Origin of the sequence: Mycobacterium sp. E735, assembly GCF_001666955.1 — a bacterium.
Classification (GTDB): Bacteria; Actinomycetota; Actinomycetes; order Mycobacteriales; family Mycobacteriaceae; genus Mycobacterium.
Genome location: NZ_LZIX01000024.1, coordinates 1 through 15,826 on the forward strand (window position 1 = coordinate 1; position 15,826 = coordinate 15,826).

Sequence of the window (15,826 nt, forward strand, 5' to 3'; positions counted from 1 at the left end):
GCTGGTGGCCACGCAGCTGGCCAAGGCGCTGACCGACCCGGCGGCCGCCGCCGCGCTCGCCGAACTGGACGCCGTCCTGCTCGGCGGCGGCCCGGCCCCGCAGGGGGTGCTCGACGCCGCCGCGGCGGCCGGCGTCGCCGTGGTGCGCACCTACGGGATGAGCGAAACCGCGGGCGGTTGCGTGTACGACGGCGTGCCGCTGGACGGCGTCCAGTTCGGCGAGCGCGGCGGCGGCCGCCGGGTCGGTCAGCGCCTTGGCCAGCTGCGTGGCCACCAGCGAGGTGTATCGCCGGCCCGATCCCAATCGTCCTATCGCGCTGGGTAATTCGGCGACATCGAAGCCTGCGGAGACGTCCAGCTCGACGGGCGGCGAGCCGGCCAGCGCGCTGCGCACCAGCACCTGCAGCCCGGCGATGTGATGCGGCGGCAGCGCCAGCAGCCAGCGGCCCGGGCCGCCGAGGCGGTCATGGGTGGCCGTCGCGCTGGCCGTCAACGCGGTCGCGCTGAGCAGCGCCCCCTTGGGGGCGCCCGTGGTCCCCGACGTCGTCACCACCAGGGCGACGTCGTCGTCGATGGGTTCACCGACCCGCAGCCCGGCCGTCAGCTCCTCCGAGCCGGGCGCGAGCGCGACCAGAGCGGGGTCGCGCCCGTCCAGCACGCGTTCCAGGGCGGGTAACAGCGACGAGACGGCCGAGCCCGGCGGGACGGTGAGTGCGCGCAGTAGGGCTATGCGGGGTCCTCGACCTCGTCCGCGTCGTCGAACGGCCACCCCTGGGCCGCCAACCGCACCCGCACCCGCTCGACGTCGTCGGGCGAGGGCAGGTTGTCGGTGATCTGTGTGATCAGCACGCCGATGTCGACATCGTCGAACTCGCCCCGGCTGATCAGCTCGCAGGCGACGGCCTTGACCTCGTGGTTGGACAGCCGGCGGGCCAGCAGCGCGAGCACCGGGAAGGTGTCCGTCGGCGGGACGCCTTCCGGGTATCCCGCGCGCAGCCACGAGACGATCGAATTGAGAAATCCGTTCACGCTGGTACAGCTCCCCCCGGTGTCCGGCTCGGTGACGCGGTGGGCATCATTCGATGCTACTTGGGCTTGGCTCCGAGGAAGGCGACACCGGTGTGGTGGGCGATGAAGTCCCGGGAGATGTACGCCAGGGCGAAGGCGATCGCCACGATCACCACCGCATAGATCAGCCAGGCGAGCGCCAGCAGTGCCGGATTCTTCTGTGACGAGCCGCCCTCGGTGCCGGCCTGCCCGGCGCCCACCGCGTGGAATCGCAGCCCCAGGGCGAACAGCCCCGGCAAGGCGGCGCCGGCCAGCATCGAGAAGAGCAGGATCTTGAGGGAGGCCTGGTAGTTGAACCAATCGCCGAAGTGACTCATCAAGCGTTCGCCTTCATCGTGGGGTCGTCGGAGTCGTACCGGCCGGTCGTGCCGCTGCCGTTCGTCGGGGGAACGCTCGATGGCGGCCGGTGCTCGGCGGAGTCCTCCAGCCCGGCGGTCAGGTCGCCCTTCCATTCGGCGTTGACGTTGTTGTGGTCGACCTTGACCTTGCGCGACCGGATGTAGATGGTGGCGGAGACCGCGACCAGCAGCGCGAAGCCGACGATGGCGCCGGGGTAGCCGCCGATCAGGTGCACGATCCAGTAGGTGACGGCACCGACCAGCCCGGCCAGCGGCAGCGTCACCAGCCAGGCGACGCCCATGCGGCCGGCGACTCCCCAGCGGACCTCGCCGCCGGGCTTGCCGAGCCCGCTGCCCAGCACCGAGCCGGTGCACACCTGCGTGGTCGACAGCGCGTAGCCGAAGTGGGCCGACAGCAAAATCACCGCGGCCGAGGAGGACTCGGCCGCCATGCCCTGCGGCGACTGGATCTCGACCAGGCCCTTGCCCAGCGTGCGGATGATCCGCCAGCCGCCCAGGTAAGTGCCCAACGCCATCGACACCGCGCAACCGACGATGACCCACAGCGGCGGCATGGAGGCGTTCTTGCTGACCGAGCCGTAGGACATCAGCGCCAGGAAGATGATGCCCATCGTCTTCTGGGCGTCGTTGGTGCCGTGCGCCAGCGAGACCAGCGACGCCGACCCCCATTGGCCGTACCGGAAGCCGGCCTCGGTGCGCTTGGTGGGGATGCCGCGGGTGATCCGGTACACCAGCCAGGTCGCCACCGCCCCGACCACGATGGCCAGGATCGCGGAAACGACGGCGGGGATGATCGCCTTGGAGACCACGCCCTTCCAGATCACCCCGTGCGCGCCGACGGCCGCGATGGTGGCGCCGACGATGCCGCCGATCAGGGCGTGCGACGAGCTCGAAGGGATGCCGAGGAGCCAGGTCAGCAGGTTCCACACGATGCCGCCGACCAGGCCCGCGAAGACCAGCTCGAGCGTCACGATGTGCCCGTCGATCAAGCCCTTGGCAATCGTGGCGGCGACGGCGGTGGACATGAACGCGCCCACGAGATTGAGCACCGCGGACAGCGCGACGGCCGCCTTGGGCTTGAGCGCGCCGCTGGCGATCGAGGTCGCCATCGCGTTGCCGGTGTCGTGGAAGCCGTTCGTGAAATCGAAAGCCAGTGCCGTGATTACGACAATGATCAGAAGGAACAATTGGATGTTCACAGCGCCCGATTCTGGTGGTAGGGGGATTCCATTGTCGAATGCAGCAAGACCCGAATCGCGGATGTACCTAGACTCGTCGCCAGATGTTACCTCTCAGTTAACCGGACTTTCCCGCTCGTTCACCCCGGGTGTCGCGCCGTAACGGGTGGTCCGGCGGGATCTGGACGAAGATCAGCGTGATTCCGTCCGGGTCGGTCACGTGCATTTCGTATAGGCCCCATGGCTCTTGGCGCGCCTCGCGGGCGATCGCCACGCCCCGGCTCTGCAACTCGGCCTGGGTGGCCTCGATGTCGCGCACCTGCAGCCACAGCGCGCCGGGGAAGGGGCCGCGGGAGTGGTCCGGTGATCCGTAGCCGGCGAGCTCCAGCAACGACTGGCCCGCGAAAAACACTGTGCCGCCGCCGTACTCGCGGGCTATCGCGAGCCCGATCTGGTCCCGGTAGAAGGCCAACGACTGCTGATAGTCCGCCGGCCGGAACAGCATCCGGCTGGCCAGGATCTCCATAGCGTCGTGTCTATCACGTCGCTGTGGGCTCAGTCGCCTTCCGCGCGATTCGGCTGGATCCGCTGCCGCTGCATGAGCGTGTTGACCAGCCGGGGGCCGAAGGTGTCCAGGGCCTTGGCCGCGATCGCCATCCGCGGCGCGATCCGCACCGGCCGGGTGCGGGCCGCGGTCAGCATCCATTCGGCGGCCTCCTCCGACGTGAGCGCCGGCATGCCCTCGTACGCCTTCGTCGGCGCGATCATCGGCGTGGCCACCAGCGGGTAGTACAGCGTCGTCGAATGCACACCCTTGGGGCCCCACTCCGTCTCCACGACGCGGCTCACCGCCGACAGCGCCGCCTTCGACGCGTTGTAGACCGCGAACAGCGGCGACGCCTCCGACAGCACTCCCCAGGTGGAGACGTTGATGACGTGACCGTCGCCCCGTTCGAGCATCCCGGGCGCCAGCCCGCGGATCAGCCGCAGCGGCGCGTAGTAGTTGAGCGTGATGGTCCGTTCGACGTCGTGCCAGCGCTCCAGCGACTCGGCCAGCGGCCGCCGGATCGAACGGCCGGCGTTGTTGATCAGGATGTCGACCCCGCCGAGGCGCTTTTCGACGTCGGCGACCAGCGCGTCGACGGCGTCCATGTCGGAAACGTCGCACGGCAATGCGACCGCGCTGCCGCCCGCCCCGGTGATCCGTTCCGCGAGCGCGTCGAGCAGGTCCTCACGCCGGGCGACGACGGCGACCGTCGCGCCCTCGCGGGCCAGCAGTTCGGCCGCGGCCTCGCCGATGCCCGACGACGCCCCGGTGAGCAGGATGCGCTTGCCGTCGAGGTCGACCGGCTTGATGGCGGGCCGGTTGACCAAGACCTGCGGGGCCATCGGCGGCCGCATGGTGGCCAGCACCAGCTGATCGGTGAAACGGCGAAGGGGACTCTTGCTCACGGGGGGAGTCTAGGGGCGGGCGCGCATTGGCCGAGCGTCACGCCAGCGTGGCGTTGGCCGTCGAGCGTCACGCCAGCGTGACCCTCCTAAATCGTGACCCTCCTAGAAGTAGCGGGGGAACCGGCTCCAGTCGGGCGGCCGCTTCTCCAGGAAGGCGTCGCGGCCCTCGACTGCCTCGTCGGTCATGTACGCGAGCCGGGTGGCCTCACCCGCGAACAGCTGCTGACCCACCAGCCCGTCGTCGAGCAGGTTGAAGGCGAACTTGAGCATCCGTTGCGCCTGAGGCGATTTGGCGTTGATCTCGGCCGCCCACTCGATGCCCGCCCGCTCCAGGTCGGCGTGGTCGATGACGGCGTTGACCGCGCCCATCTGGTGCATCTGCTCGGCGGTGTACGCGCGGCCGAGGAAGAAGATCTCGCGGGCGAACTTCTGGCCCACCTGGCGCGCCAGATACGCGCTGCCGTAGCCGCCGTCGAAGCTGCCGACGTCGGCGTCGGTCTGCTTGAACCGGGCGTGCTCGCGGCTGGCCAGGGTGAGGTCGCACACCACGTGCAGGCTGTGCCCGCCGCCGGCCGCCCACCCGTTGACCAGGCAGATGACCACCTTGGGCATGAACCGGATCAGCCGCTGCACCTCGAGGATGTGCAGCCGCCCGGCGCGGGCGGTGTCCACGGTGTCCGCCGTGTCGCCGCTTGCGTACTGGTAACCGCTGCGCCCGCGGATGCGCTGGTCGCCGCCGGAGCAGAACGCCCAGCCGCCGTCCTTGGGCGACGGGCCGTTACCGGTCAGCAGGACCACCCCGACGTCGGGGGACATCCGGGCGTGGTCGAGCACGCGGTAGAGCTCGTCGACGGTGTGCGGACGGAACGCGTTGCGCACCTCGGGCCGGTCGAACGCCACCCGGACCGTCGCGTCGGTGACGTGGCGGTGATAGGTGATGTCGATCAGCCCGTCGAACCCGTCCACGGGCCGCCAGGCCGTCGCGTCAAAGGGATTGTCGCTCATGGCGTTTCAATCGGCTCGAAGCGAAACACCGCGCAGCGGCCGGCCAGGGCCTCGAACTCCTCGGGGCGGCCCTCGGTGACCAGCCCCGCCCGCTTCATGAAGCCGACGCCCGTCGGCACCTCGGTCGGAAAGAGCCGCAGGATCGGACGCGCGTCCTCGGCCGGCAGCTCGGCCACCCGCACCTTCTGCACGTGCCGGCCGCGCGCGATCGTCGCCTCACCGGCGGCCCGCACGTTGGCGACCCAGTCGGCGCCCGGGAACCCGGCGACGACGTACTGCCGGCCGTCGACCGTCATCGGGGTCACCGGGGTCGAGCGCGGCGCTCCGGACTTGCGGCCCTTCACCGTCAGCACGACGGGGCTCTCGCCGCCGAAACTCATACCCAGCCGCGACATCTGGATGAAGACCTTGTTGGCCGGCTTCAGCCACCACGGCGGTTTGATCGATTTGCCGCTTCCCATACTCAGCGACGTTACCTCTGGACGGACTCCACACGATGGGGCTGGGGCTCGGTTGTGCCGATGGCGTCCAGCCTTTCCAGCGCCTCGGCATCCAGGGTGACGTCGCCGGCGCCGAGGTTTTCCTCGAGGTGCCCGACGGATCGCGTGCCCGGGATCAGCAACGTGTTCGGCGCGTGCGCCAGCAGCCACGCCAAGCCGACCTGGGCGCCGGTGACCCCGAGCCGGCCGGCGATCTCGGCCACCACCGGATGGTCGGCGACCTTCGGGAAACCGGGAAACGACGATCCCAGCGGGAAGTAGGGCACCCACGCGACACCCGCTGCGGCGCAGAGCTGCAACGTGTCCTCCTGCGAGCGGTCCAGCGCGCTGTAAGCGTTCTGTACGCAGACGATGCCCGCCGGCAGCGCGCGCCGCACCACGTCCACCGGCACGGCGCTGATGCCGATCGCGCCGATCTTGCCCTCGTCGCGCAGCGCGATCATCTCGGCGAGCTGGTCGTCGACGTCCACCTGCTGATCGCCCTCGGCGGCCACGCCGGGGCCGAGGTCCATGCGCCGCAGGTTGACCACCGGGACGCAGTCCAGGCCGAGCTGACGCAGGTCGTCCTCGACCGCGGCGCGCAGCTCGGCGGGCTTTTGCGCCGCCGCCAGCGGCATGGGCTGTTCGCCGGTGAAGCGCGCGCCGACCTTGCTGACGATGACGAGGTCGTCGGCGTAGGGGAACAGCGCCGCCCGGATCCGCCGGTTCACCTCGCCCGGGCCGTAGAACGACGCCGTGTCGACGTGGTTGACCCCGAGCTCGACCGCGCGGCGCAGCACCGCGGCCGCGTCCTCGACGGATGGGGCCTCGAACAACTGCATTGCGCCGTAGCCGATGCGCGCGACGGTCGACCCGCCGATGCTGCCGGGACCGCCGGGCCGTGGTGTGTCCGTCATGAGTGCTCCCTCGTGCCACACTGGAGAAGATGCGGAGGGTCCTCCGCTTATTTGAGCGTAGCAGAAACGGAGGAGCCTCCGCTTGGCCGAGATCCGATCGGACGCGCGCCGCAATCGCGAGCGGCTAATCGAGGTGGCGACGGCGGCGTTCGCCACCGCCGACGGGCGACCGGTGTCGCTGGAGGCCATCGCCCGCGAGGCGGGCGTCGGGATCGGCACGCTCTACCGCCATTTCCCGAATCGAGAGGCGCTGGTGGAGGCGATCTACCGAGCCGAACTCGACGAAGTGGCCGCGACGGCCGAACGGCTGCTCAAGCGCCACCCGTCCGAGACGGCGTTGCGCCGCTGGATGGACCGCTACGCGTCATTCGTGGCCGCCAAGCGTGGGATGGCGGAGTCGTTGCAGGCGATCTTCGCCTCCGGCGCAATGCAGGCCAACCAGACTCGGGACAGCATCGTCGGCGCGGTCGACCTGCTGTTGCGGGCCGGCGCCGAGGACGGCAGCCTGCGCGCCGACGTGCAGGCCGACGACGTGGTGTCGAGCCTGATCGGCATCTTTTTGGCCAGCGGCTCGCCTGAGCAGACCGGCCGCATGCTCGACCTGCTCGTCGCCGGCATCGCCGCCGCCTGATCACCGAGAGTCACGCCAGCGTGACGGCAGCCGGCGAGCGCCACGCTGGCGTGACGCTCGAGCCGAAAGACTCAGCCGACGGCGCGGTCGGCGCCCTCCCAGAACCGCGCGCGGACGGCCTTCTTGTCCGGCTTGCCCAGCGCGGTCACCGGCACCGAGTCGACGACGATCACCTGCTTGGGCGATTGCACCGAACCCTTGCGCTCCTTGACGGCGGACTGGATCTCGACGGTCACCCGCGCCACCGACTCCTCATCGGAGGGGTGGTCGGGCCGCAGCACGATCACGGCGGTGACGGCCTCGCCCCACTTCTCGTCCGGGGTGCCGATCACGCACACCTGCGCGACGGCCGGGTGCTCGGCGACGACGTCCTCGACCTCGCGCGGGAACACGTTGAACCCGCCGGTGACGATCATGTCCTTGACCCGGTCGACGATGAACCAGAAGCCGTCCTCGTCCTCGCGGGCCATGTCACCGGTGTGCAACCAGCCGTCCTCGAACGTCTTGGCCGTCTCCTCCGGCAGGTTCCAGTACCCGCCGCTCAAAAGCGGCCCGGACACGCAGATCTCGCCGACCTCGCCCTGCGGCACCGGCTTTCCGTCGGCGCCCAGCAGCGCCGTGCGGGCGAACAGGGTGGGCCGCCCGCAGGAGGTGAGCCGCTTCTCGTCGTGGTCCTTCTTGGCCAGGTACGAGATCACCATCGGGGCCTCGGACTGCCCGTAGTACTGGGCGAAGATCGGCCCGAAGCGGCGGATGGCCTCGGCCAGCCGCACCGGGTTCATCGCCGAGGCGCCGTAATAGACCGTCTCCAGCGACGACAGGTCACGGGTGTGCGAATCCGGGTGGTCCATCAGCGCGTAGATCATCGACGGCACCAGCATGGTCGCGGTGATCTTCTGTTCCTCGATCACCCGCAGCACCTCGGCGGGGTCGAACTTGGTCAGCACCACCAGCTCGCCCCCCTTGATGATCGTCGGCACGAAGAACGCCGCCCCGGCATGCGACAGCGGGGTGCACATCAAAAAGCGCGGGTTCTCCGGCCACTCCCACTCGGCTAACTGGATCGTGGTCATCGTGGTGATCGACTGCGCGGTGCCCAGCACGCCCTTGGGCTTGCCAGTGGTTCCACCGGTGTAGGCCATCCCCCCGATGTGATCGGGCGGCAACTCGGCCGCCACCAACGGCTTCGGCGGATACTTCGCCGCCTCGGCCACCAGGTCCACCGCGGAATCCCCGAGCGCCTCGGGGACCGGCCCGATGGTCAGGACCTGCTTGAGGCCGGGCACCTTCTCCAGCAGGCCCAGCGCCCGCTCGACGAACATCGGGTTGGGGTCGATGATCAGCGACGTCACGCCGGCGTCGTTCAGCACGTAGGCGTGGTCGTCCAGGGAGCCCAGCGGATGCAGGGCCACCCGCCGGTAGCCCTGGGTCTGGCCGGCGCCGATGATCATCAAAACCTCGGGCCGGTTCAGCGACAGCAGCCCGACGGTCGCGCCGGTGCCCGCACCGAGCGCCTCGAACGCCTGGATGTACTGGCTGATCCGCTCGGCGAGCTGTCCGCCGGTCAGCGTGGTGTCGCCGAGGTATAGCACCGGCTTGTCCTTGTTGCGCTTGAGCGCACCGACGGTCAGGTGTCCGGAATGAATGGGATGGCGCAGCAGCTCGTCACTCATGTGGCCAAGACTAGAACGTGTTGCAGTTTTAGTCAGCCACCCCCTCGAAAGACGCCTAGGGGTCGGGCTGGGCAAGTATGCGCTGCCACCGTTGTCGTCCCCTTGCCGTGAGGCCGACGTCGCGGGTGTCGGGCCACTCCTCGATTTCCGCGATTGTCTGTTCGCACCATGCGATGACATTTCGGTAGAACTCGGCGATGAACGTCGCCTCGGGTTCCACGAGGTGAAGCCGCTCCGGAAAAGGTCCACCCGTGTGCAGGAGCTCTTCGATGAGCGCCTTGCCCTTGGCATGCATCTCGCGCGCCTCGCGGGCGGTGGCTTCGAGTGACTCGCGCAGGTCGTGCTTGGTTGCCTGGTCTCCGAGAAACAGCCGGAGGAATCCCTCCGCTTCGACCACCGGCACGGCCGGCTGGGTGCCGAACCAGTCCTCAAGTGCCGCACGGCCTTCCGGGGTGATGGTGTACCGAGTGCGTTGACGGCGACGGCCCTCGACTGTCTCGGCGCTGGCGTGACCGCGCTCGACGAGCCGCTTGAGCTCCGCGTACAGGTGAGCCTCCGACCGCGGCCAAAAGAAGTGCACGCCGCGTTTGATCTGGGCGACGATCTCGTACGCCGTCCACGATCTGATGCCGAGCAGACCGAGAAGCGCGAAAGATGTCGTGGTGGGTTTCGAGGCCATCCCTTGACAATACTCAATCCTGGAGTAATTTACCTCCAAACTGGAGTATTGGAGGTGCAGGATGAACGACACCGACCACGTCGCGCTTGTCGACACCACCCGCGACGAACTGAGGGATCGCATCGGGCGGGCGCGGGACCGCTTCGACCGGTTGATCCGCACCGCCGACCCGCATGCCCCCGTTCCCGGCTTGGACTGGACTGTTCAGCAGGTCGTCGCTCACGTGCTATCGGTCGCGCACCGCTACCAGGCGTTTGCTGAAGGACGGGACTTCCGCCGCGCCGCCTACCCGCGCGAATTGGACGAAATCAACCGCGTCGAGCTCAACGCGTTGTTGGCGCCAGTCGGCGAAATCGCCGACCAGATCAGCGATCTCGCCCCCGTCATGGACGCGTTCTTCGATACTTGCTCGAACGACCTTGTGTACGAGGCCCATTGCGGCGCCTTCGCGGACGGCATCACGCTGCAGACGAACTGGCTCGGTGAGTTGATCCTCCACGGGCGGGACGTCGCGCGGGCGACCAGGACGCCGTGGGAGGTTGAGGAACGCGACATGCTGCTCATCGCACGCGGTCTCATGCAGCTTGGCGAGGGGCCGGGATACGTGCGCGCGGGGTTGCCCGCCGGCACCGATGTCTGTGTCGCCTTCAAGCTCCCCGGTGCGCGCCCTTATGTGATCCGTATTCACGACGGTGCCGCGGAAATGCGCGAGCGCCGGCCCGCGGATCGCCCCGACGCCGTGCTCAGGATGCCCGCTTCGACATTGTGCGACATGCTCTACCAGCGCATCGGTCCGCTGACCGCTGCTCGCAGGGGCCTGATGATCGTCGGCGGGCGCCGGCCGTGGAAGGCACTCAAGCTGCAGTCCTGTTTCGAACGCCTCTGACACCCCGGAGCACTAGCATCCCTGCACATGGCCGCTGCAGATCTCGTCGTCACCGGAACCGTACTGACCGTCGACGAAAAACGGCCCACCGCCGAGGCGCTCGCCGTCGCCGACGGCCGCATCGTCGCCGTCGGCAGCCGGTCGGAAATGAACGACCACATCGGGCCCGACACCAAAACGCTCGATTTCGGGGACGGCTGCGTCATGCCGGGATTCGTTGAGGCGCATGGCCATCCGCTGATGGAGGCGCTGGCGCTGTCGGACCGGATCGTCGACATCCGGCCTGTCACGTTGCCGGCCGCCGACGACGTCGTCGCCGCGGTGCGGCGCGAGGTCGCCGCCAGGGGAGCGGACGGCGCCTACCTGAACGGCTGGGACCCGCTGCTGCAGTCCGGGTTGCCGCAGCCGACGCTGGCGTGGCTGGACGAGATCGCGCCGGACGGGCCGCTGATCATCATCCACAACTCCGGGCACAAGGCGTACTTCAACTCGCACGCGGCCCGCCGCGCCGGCCTGACCCGCGACACCGCCGATCCCAAGGGCGCGCGGTATGGCCGCGACGTGCACGGCGAGCTGGACGGCAGCGCTGAGGAGACCGGCGCGGTGTTCCCGCTGCTGGCCGGGGCCATCGCGCCCGGCGACTACCCGGCGATGCTGCTCGCCGAATGCGCGCGGCTCAACCGCGCCGGCCTGACCACCTGCTCCGAGATGGCCTTCGACCCGGCGTTCGGGCCGGTGGTCGAGCGGCTGCGCGACCAGCTGACGGTCCGGTTGCGCACCTACGAGATCTCCAACCCGCAGATGCGCACCGACGCCACCCCCGGCCAGGGCGACGACATGCTGCGCCAGGTCGGCATCAAGATCTGGGTCGACGGCTCGCCGTGGGTCGGCAACATCGCCCTGTCCTTCCCCTACCTGGACACCGACGCCACCCGCACCATCGGCGTGCCGCCCGGTTCCTGCGGGCACGCCAACTACACCCGCGAACAGCTGAGCGAAATCGTCGGCGCCTACTTCCCGCTGGGCTGGCCGATGGCCTGCCACGTACAGGGCGACGCCGGGGTGGACACCATCCTCGACGTCTACGAGGAGGCCCTGCGCCGACACCCCCGCGACGACCACCGGCTGCGGCTCGAGCACGTCGGCGCCATCCGGCCCGAGCAGCTGCGGCGCGCCGCCGACCTCGGGGTCACCTGCAGCATCTTCGTGGACCAGATCCACTACTGGGGCGACATCATCGTCGACGGCCTGTTCGGTGCCGAGCGCGGATCCCGTTGGATGCCAGCCGGTTCCGCGGTCGCGACCGGCATGCGCATCTCGTTGCACAACGACCCCCCGGTCACGCCCGAGGAGCCGCTGCGCAACATCAGCGTCGCGGTCACGCGCACGGCGCCCAGCGGCCGGGTGCTGGCGCCCGAGGAGCGGTTGACCGTCGAGCAGGCCATCCGCGCGCAGACCATCGACGCGGCCTGGCAGTTGTTCGCCGACGACGTGACCGGCTCGCTGGAGGTGGGCAAGTACGCCGACCTGGTGGTGCTGTCGGCCGATCCGCGGACCGTGCCGCCCGAGCAGATCGCTGATCTGGACGTGCGCGCGACGTTTCTCGCGGGCCGCCAGGTCTACGGGCAGTGACGCCCACGCGCCCGCCCCGCCTGCAAGACCTCTTGGACCGCCTGCACGTGGTCGCGTTGCCGATGCGGGTGCGGTTCCGCGGCATCACCACCCGCGAGGTCGCGCTGATCGAGGGCCCCGCGGGCTGGGGCGAGTTCGGCGCCTTCCTGGAGTACGCCCCGCCGGAGGCCGCGCACTGGCTGGCGGCCGGCATCGAGGCCGCCTACCGCCCGCCACCGCCGCCGCGCCGGGACCGCATCCCGATCAACGCCACCGTCCCGGCCGTCGACGCCGCCCGGGTGGGCGAGGTGCTGGCCCGATTCCCGGGCGCCCGCACGGCCAAGGTGAAGGTCGCCGAGCCCGGCCAGACCCTGGCCGACGACGTGGACCGGGTCAACGCCGTGCGCGACCTCGTGCCGACCGTGCGCGTGGACGCCAACGGCGGCTGGAGCGTCGAGCAGGCGGTGCGAGCAGCTCAAGCCCTGACCGCCGACGGCCCGCTGGAATACCTCGAACAACCCTGCGCGACCGTCGAGGAACTCGCGGCGCTGCGCCGGCGGCCAGAGCTGCCGGACGTGCCGATCGCCGCCGACGAAAGCATCCGCAAGGCCGACGACCCGCTCGCGGTCGTCCGCGCCCGCGCCGCCGATATCGCGGTGCTCAAAGTCGCTCCGCTGGGCGGTATTTCGCCCATGCTCTCGATCGCCGCGCAGATCGACATCCCGGTCGTGGTGTCCAGCGCGATCGACTCGGCGGTGGGCATCGCGGCCGGGCTGGCCGCCGCGGCGGCGTTGCCGGTGTTGCGCCACGCGTGTGGGCTGGGCACCGGCGGGTTGTTCGTCGAGGACGTGGCCGAGGTCGCAGCGCCCGTCGACGGCACCCTGGCGGCGGGGGCGGTGACCCCGGATCCGGCGCGGTTGCGGGCCCTGGCCGCGCCCCCGGAGCGGCGGCAGTGGTGGATCGACCGGGTCACGGCCTGCCACCCGCTCCTTGTACCGTCGTCCGAGTGATCAACCTGGCTTACGACGACCGCGGCTCCGGCGAGCCGGTGGTGTTCATCAGCGGCCACGGCGGTGCCGGGCGGACCTGGCACCCGTATCAGCTCCCCGCGTTCCTGGCCGCCGGCTACCGCGTCATCACTTTCGACAACCGCGGAATCGGTGCCACCGAGAACGCGCAGGGTTTCACCACGCAAACGATGGTGGCCGACACCGCGGCGCTGATCGAGGGCCTCGACGCCGCCCCGGCCCGCATCGTGGGGATGTCGATGGGGGCGTTCATCGCCCAGGAGCTCATGCTCGCCCGGCCCGAATTGGTCAGCTCCGCGGTGTTGATGGGCACCCGGGGCCGGATGGACAAGGCGCGCCAGTTCTTCCGCGACGCCGAGGCCGAGCTCGCCGACGCCGGGGTCCAGCTGCCGAACTCCTACGACGCCAAAATCCGCCTGCTGGAGAACTTCTCGCGCAAGACGCTCAACGACGACGTCGCCGTCGCGGACTGGATCGCGATGTTCTCCATGTGGCCGATCAAGTCCACCCCGGGCACCCGCTGCCAGCTGGACGTCGCCCCGTACACCAACCGGCTGCCGGCCTACCGCAGCATCGCGACGCCGGTGCTGGTGATCGGCTTCTCCGACGACGTGCTGACACCGCCCTACCTGGGGCGTGAGGTCGCCGACGCGCTGCCCAACGGGCGATACGTGCAGATTCCCGACGCCGGCCACCTCGGGTTCTTCGAACGCCCGGACGCCGTCAACGAGGCGGCGCTGAAGTTCTTCGCCGGCAACTGAGGGCGCGCCCAACGTCGGCTTTCCGGGCGAATTCCGGGCGGACCAGCCCGCCAACTCCACGTTCGGCCGCCGGTCGGCGGGCTGTGACAGGCTGTAGGAGTGAACCCCTCGACGACTCAGGCCCGCGTCGTCGTTGACGAGCTGATTCGCGGCGGCGTCCGCGACGTGGTGCTGTGCCCCGGGTCGCGCAACGCGCCGCTGGCCTTCGCGCTGCACGACGCCGACCGCGCCGGCCGGATCCGGCTGCACGTCCGCATCGACGAGCGCACCGCCGGCTACCTGGCCATCGGGCTGGCGATCGCCGCCGGCGCCCCGGTGTGTGTCGCGATGACGTCGGGCACCGCCGTTGCCAACCTGGGGCCGGCCGTGGTGGAGGCCAACTACGCGCGGGTGCCGCTGATCGTGCTGTCGGCCAACCGGCCCTACGAGATGCTGGGCACCGGGGCCAACCAGACCATGGAGCAGCTGGGTTACTTCGGCACCCAGGTCCGCGCCGCTATCAGCCTGGGCCTGGCCGAGGACGCACCCGAGCGGCTGGAGTCCTTCAACGCGACGTGGCGATCGGCCACCTGCCGGGTCCTGGCGGCGGCGACGGGATCCCGCACCGCCAACGCCGGCCCGGTGCAGTTCGACATCCCGCTGCGCGAGCCCCTGGTGCCCGATCCCGAACCCCGGGGCGCCGCCGTGCCGCAGGGGCGGCCCGGCGGGCGGCCGTGGACCTACACGCCGCCGGTCACGTTCGACCAGCCGCTGGACATCGACCTGTCGCCCGACACCGTCGTGATCGCCGGGCACGGTGCGGGCGTGCACCCCAACCTCGCGCAGTTGCCGACCGTCGCCGAATCGACGGCACCGGCACCGGAAAACCCGCTGCACCCGCTGGCCCTGCCGCTGCTGCGCCCGAAGCAGGTGATCATGCTCGGGCGGCCCACCCTGCACCGGCCGGTGTCGGCGCTGCTGGCCGATCCGCAGGTGCCGGTGTACGCGTTGACCACCGGACCGCGCTGGCCCGACGTCTCGGGCAACTCGCAGGCCACCGGGACGCGAGCGGTCACCACCGGCACGCCGAGTGCGGCCTGGTTGAAGCGCTGCGCGGAGGTCAACCGGCACGCCAACGACGCGGTGCGCGGCCAGCTAAAGGCGCACCCGCTGACCACCGGCTTGCACGTGGCGGCGGCCGTCGCCGACGCCCTTCGGCCGGGTGACCAGCTGGTGCTGGGGGCGTCCAACCCGGTCCGCGACGCCGCCCTGGTTGGCCTGGACACCCACGGCATCCGCGTCCGCTCCAACCGCGGGGTGGCAGGTATCGACGGCACGGTGTCCACCGCGATCGGGGCCGCGCTCGCCTACGAGGGCCGCACCGTCGCGCTGATCGGCGACCTGACGTTCGTCCACGACAGCTCCGGGCTGCTGATCGGGCCCACCGAGCCGACCCCGCGGCAGTTGACCATCGTGGTCTCCAACGACAACGGCGGTGGCATCTTCGAGTTGCTCGAGCAGGGCGACCCGCGATTCTCCGACGTGTCGTCGCGGATCTTCGGGACGCCGCACGACGTCGACGTGGGTGCGCTGTGCCGCGCCTACCACGTCGAGAGCCGGCAGATCGAGGTCGACCAGCTCGGCGCGGCGCTCGACGAACCCGCGCCCGGTATGCGGGTGCTGGAGGTCAAGGCCGACCGGTCGTCGCTTCGGCAGCTGCACGCCGCCATCAAGGCGGCCCTTTGATCGACCCAAAGGCATTGCTGCACATATTGATTCACGGTCGCAGTGACAAGCCGCCCAACACCAGGCCCCGGATCGCACTGCGCTGGGCCCGCGTGACGGTGCTCATCGTGACCGGCTTGGTCACCCTGCAGTCGGTCTTGCTGGTGGCCGGCGCCTGGCGCGATGACCTTGCGATTCGACACAACATGGGGGTGGCGCAGGCCGAGGTGCTCAGCGCCGGGCCGCGCCGCTCCACCATCGAATTCGTCACACCCGAGCGGGTCACCTACCGCCCGGAGCTCGGCGTGCTGTACCCGTCGCATCTGGCTACGGGCATGCGTATATACGTCGAGTACAACAAGAATGATCCCAATCTGGTTCGGGTGCAGCACCGC

At 70.0% G+C, this 15,826-nt stretch carries 18 protein-coding genes; 7 read left to right on the forward strand and 11 right to left on the reverse strand.

Annotated elements, in window-relative coordinates:
* The 9 genes from A5704_RS02510 to A5704_RS02550 form a co-directional block, all read right to left on the reverse strand.
* On the reverse strand, positions 1–658 hold a 658-nt coding region (locus A5704_RS02510), incomplete at its 3' end, for an AMP-binding protein (protein WP_231968739.1).
* Positions 659–726: 68 nt separating this feature from the next.
* A complete protein-coding gene (locus A5704_RS02515) occupies positions 727–1,029 on the reverse strand; it encodes a DUF3349 domain-containing protein (protein WP_067887249.1) in 303 nt (100 codons plus the stop codon).
* Positions 1,030–1,085: 56 nt separating this feature from the next.
* Complete coding sequence (locus A5704_RS02520; protein WP_067749160.1) at positions 1,086–1,385, reverse strand: hypothetical protein; 300 nt, start codon at positions 1,383–1,385, stop codon at positions 1,086–1,088.
* The gene (locus tag A5704_RS02525) at positions 1,385–2,626 is read right to left on the reverse strand and encodes an inorganic phosphate transporter (protein ID WP_067749164.1); all 1,242 of its coding nucleotides are present in this window, start codon (positions 2,624–2,626) and stop codon (positions 1,385–1,387) included. The genes A5704_RS02520 and A5704_RS02525 overlap by 1 nt, the downstream gene beginning before the upstream one ends.
* A gap of 97 nt (positions 2,627–2,723) precedes the next feature.
* Positions 2,724–3,131, reverse strand: a complete 408-nt coding sequence (locus A5704_RS02530) for a VOC family protein (protein ID WP_067749167.1) — start codon at positions 3,129–3,131, stop codon at positions 2,724–2,726.
* 29 nt (positions 3,132–3,160) lie between these two features.
* The gene (locus tag A5704_RS02535; protein ID WP_067887252.1) at positions 3,161–4,057 is read right to left on the reverse strand and encodes an SDR family oxidoreductase; all 897 of its coding nucleotides are present in this window, start codon (positions 4,055–4,057) and stop codon (positions 3,161–3,163) included.
* A 102-nt stretch (positions 4,058–4,159) separates the two neighbouring features.
* Positions 4,160–5,062 carry a 1,4-dihydroxy-2-naphthoyl-CoA synthase gene (locus A5704_RS02540; protein WP_067749172.1) on the reverse strand — a complete coding sequence of 301 codons (903 nt, stop codon included), beginning with the start codon at positions 5,060–5,062 and terminating at the stop codon, positions 4,160–4,162.
* The gene (locus A5704_RS02545; RefSeq protein ID WP_067749175.1) at positions 5,059–5,523 is read right to left on the reverse strand and encodes a nitroreductase family deazaflavin-dependent oxidoreductase; all 465 of its coding nucleotides are present in this window, start codon (positions 5,521–5,523) and stop codon (positions 5,059–5,061) included. Before A5704_RS02545 ends, A5704_RS02540 begins: the two co-directional genes overlap by 4 nt.
* A gap of 11 nt (positions 5,524–5,534) precedes the next feature.
* Positions 5,535–6,458, reverse strand: a complete 924-nt coding sequence (locus tag A5704_RS02550; protein ID WP_067749178.1) for an aldo/keto reductase — start codon at positions 6,456–6,458, stop codon at positions 5,535–5,537.
* An 82-nt stretch (positions 6,459–6,540) separates the two neighbouring features.
* Here A5704_RS02550 and A5704_RS02555 point away from each other — a divergent pair, with 82 nt between their 5' ends.
* Complete coding sequence (locus A5704_RS02555; protein WP_067887256.1) at positions 6,541–7,089, forward strand: TetR/AcrR family transcriptional regulator; 549 nt, start codon at positions 6,541–6,543, stop codon at positions 7,087–7,089.
* Between the two features lie 71 nt (positions 7,090–7,160).
* Here the strand turns inward: A5704_RS02555 and fadD8 are convergent, their stop codons facing one another.
* Both fadD8 and A5704_RS02565 read right to left on the reverse strand, forming a co-directional pair.
* Positions 7,161–8,762, reverse strand: coding sequence for a fatty-acid--CoA ligase FadD8 (gene fadD8, locus A5704_RS02560; RefSeq protein ID WP_067887259.1), 1,602 nt, complete (start codon positions 8,760–8,762; stop codon positions 7,161–7,163).
* 55 nt (positions 8,763–8,817) lie between these two features.
* Positions 8,818–9,441: a PadR family transcriptional regulator gene (locus A5704_RS02565; protein WP_067749189.1), complete on the reverse strand. Its 624-nt coding sequence runs from the start codon at positions 9,439–9,441 to the stop codon at positions 8,818–8,820.
* A 61-nt stretch (positions 9,442–9,502) separates the two neighbouring features.
* On the opposite strand from A5704_RS02565, the gene A5704_RS02570 reads away from it, so the two are divergent.
* From A5704_RS02570 to A5704_RS02595, 6 genes are all read left to right on the forward strand, one after another.
* A complete protein-coding gene (locus A5704_RS02570) occupies positions 9,503–10,327 on the forward strand; it encodes a maleylpyruvate isomerase N-terminal domain-containing protein (protein WP_067749192.1) in 825 nt (274 codons plus the stop codon).
* A 27-nt stretch (positions 10,328–10,354) separates the two neighbouring features.
* Positions 10,355–11,959: an amidohydrolase gene (locus tag A5704_RS02575; RefSeq protein WP_067749196.1), complete on the forward strand. Its 1,605-nt coding sequence runs from the start codon at positions 10,355–10,357 to the stop codon at positions 11,957–11,959.
* A 62-nt stretch (positions 11,960–12,021) separates the two neighbouring features.
* Entirely contained in the window at positions 12,022–12,948 is a 927-nt protein-coding gene (locus A5704_RS02580; protein WP_369807385.1) for an o-succinylbenzoate synthase, read from the forward strand.
* Complete coding sequence (locus A5704_RS02585; RefSeq protein WP_067785541.1) at positions 12,945–13,727, forward strand: alpha/beta fold hydrolase; 783 nt, start codon at positions 12,945–12,947, stop codon at positions 13,725–13,727. Before A5704_RS02580 ends, A5704_RS02585 begins: the two co-directional genes overlap by 4 nt.
* A 99-nt stretch (positions 13,728–13,826) precedes the next feature.
* Positions 13,827–15,452, forward strand: a complete 1,626-nt coding sequence (menD, locus tag A5704_RS02590; RefSeq protein WP_067887262.1) for a 2-succinyl-5-enolpyruvyl-6-hydroxy-3-cyclohexene-1-carboxylic-acid synthase — start codon at positions 13,827–13,829, stop codon at positions 15,450–15,452.
* Positions 15,449–15,826: DUF3592 domain-containing protein (locus A5704_RS02595; protein ID WP_067785547.1), on the forward strand; the 378-nt coding region annotated here is incomplete at its 3' end. The genes menD and A5704_RS02595, both read left to right, overlap by 4 nt.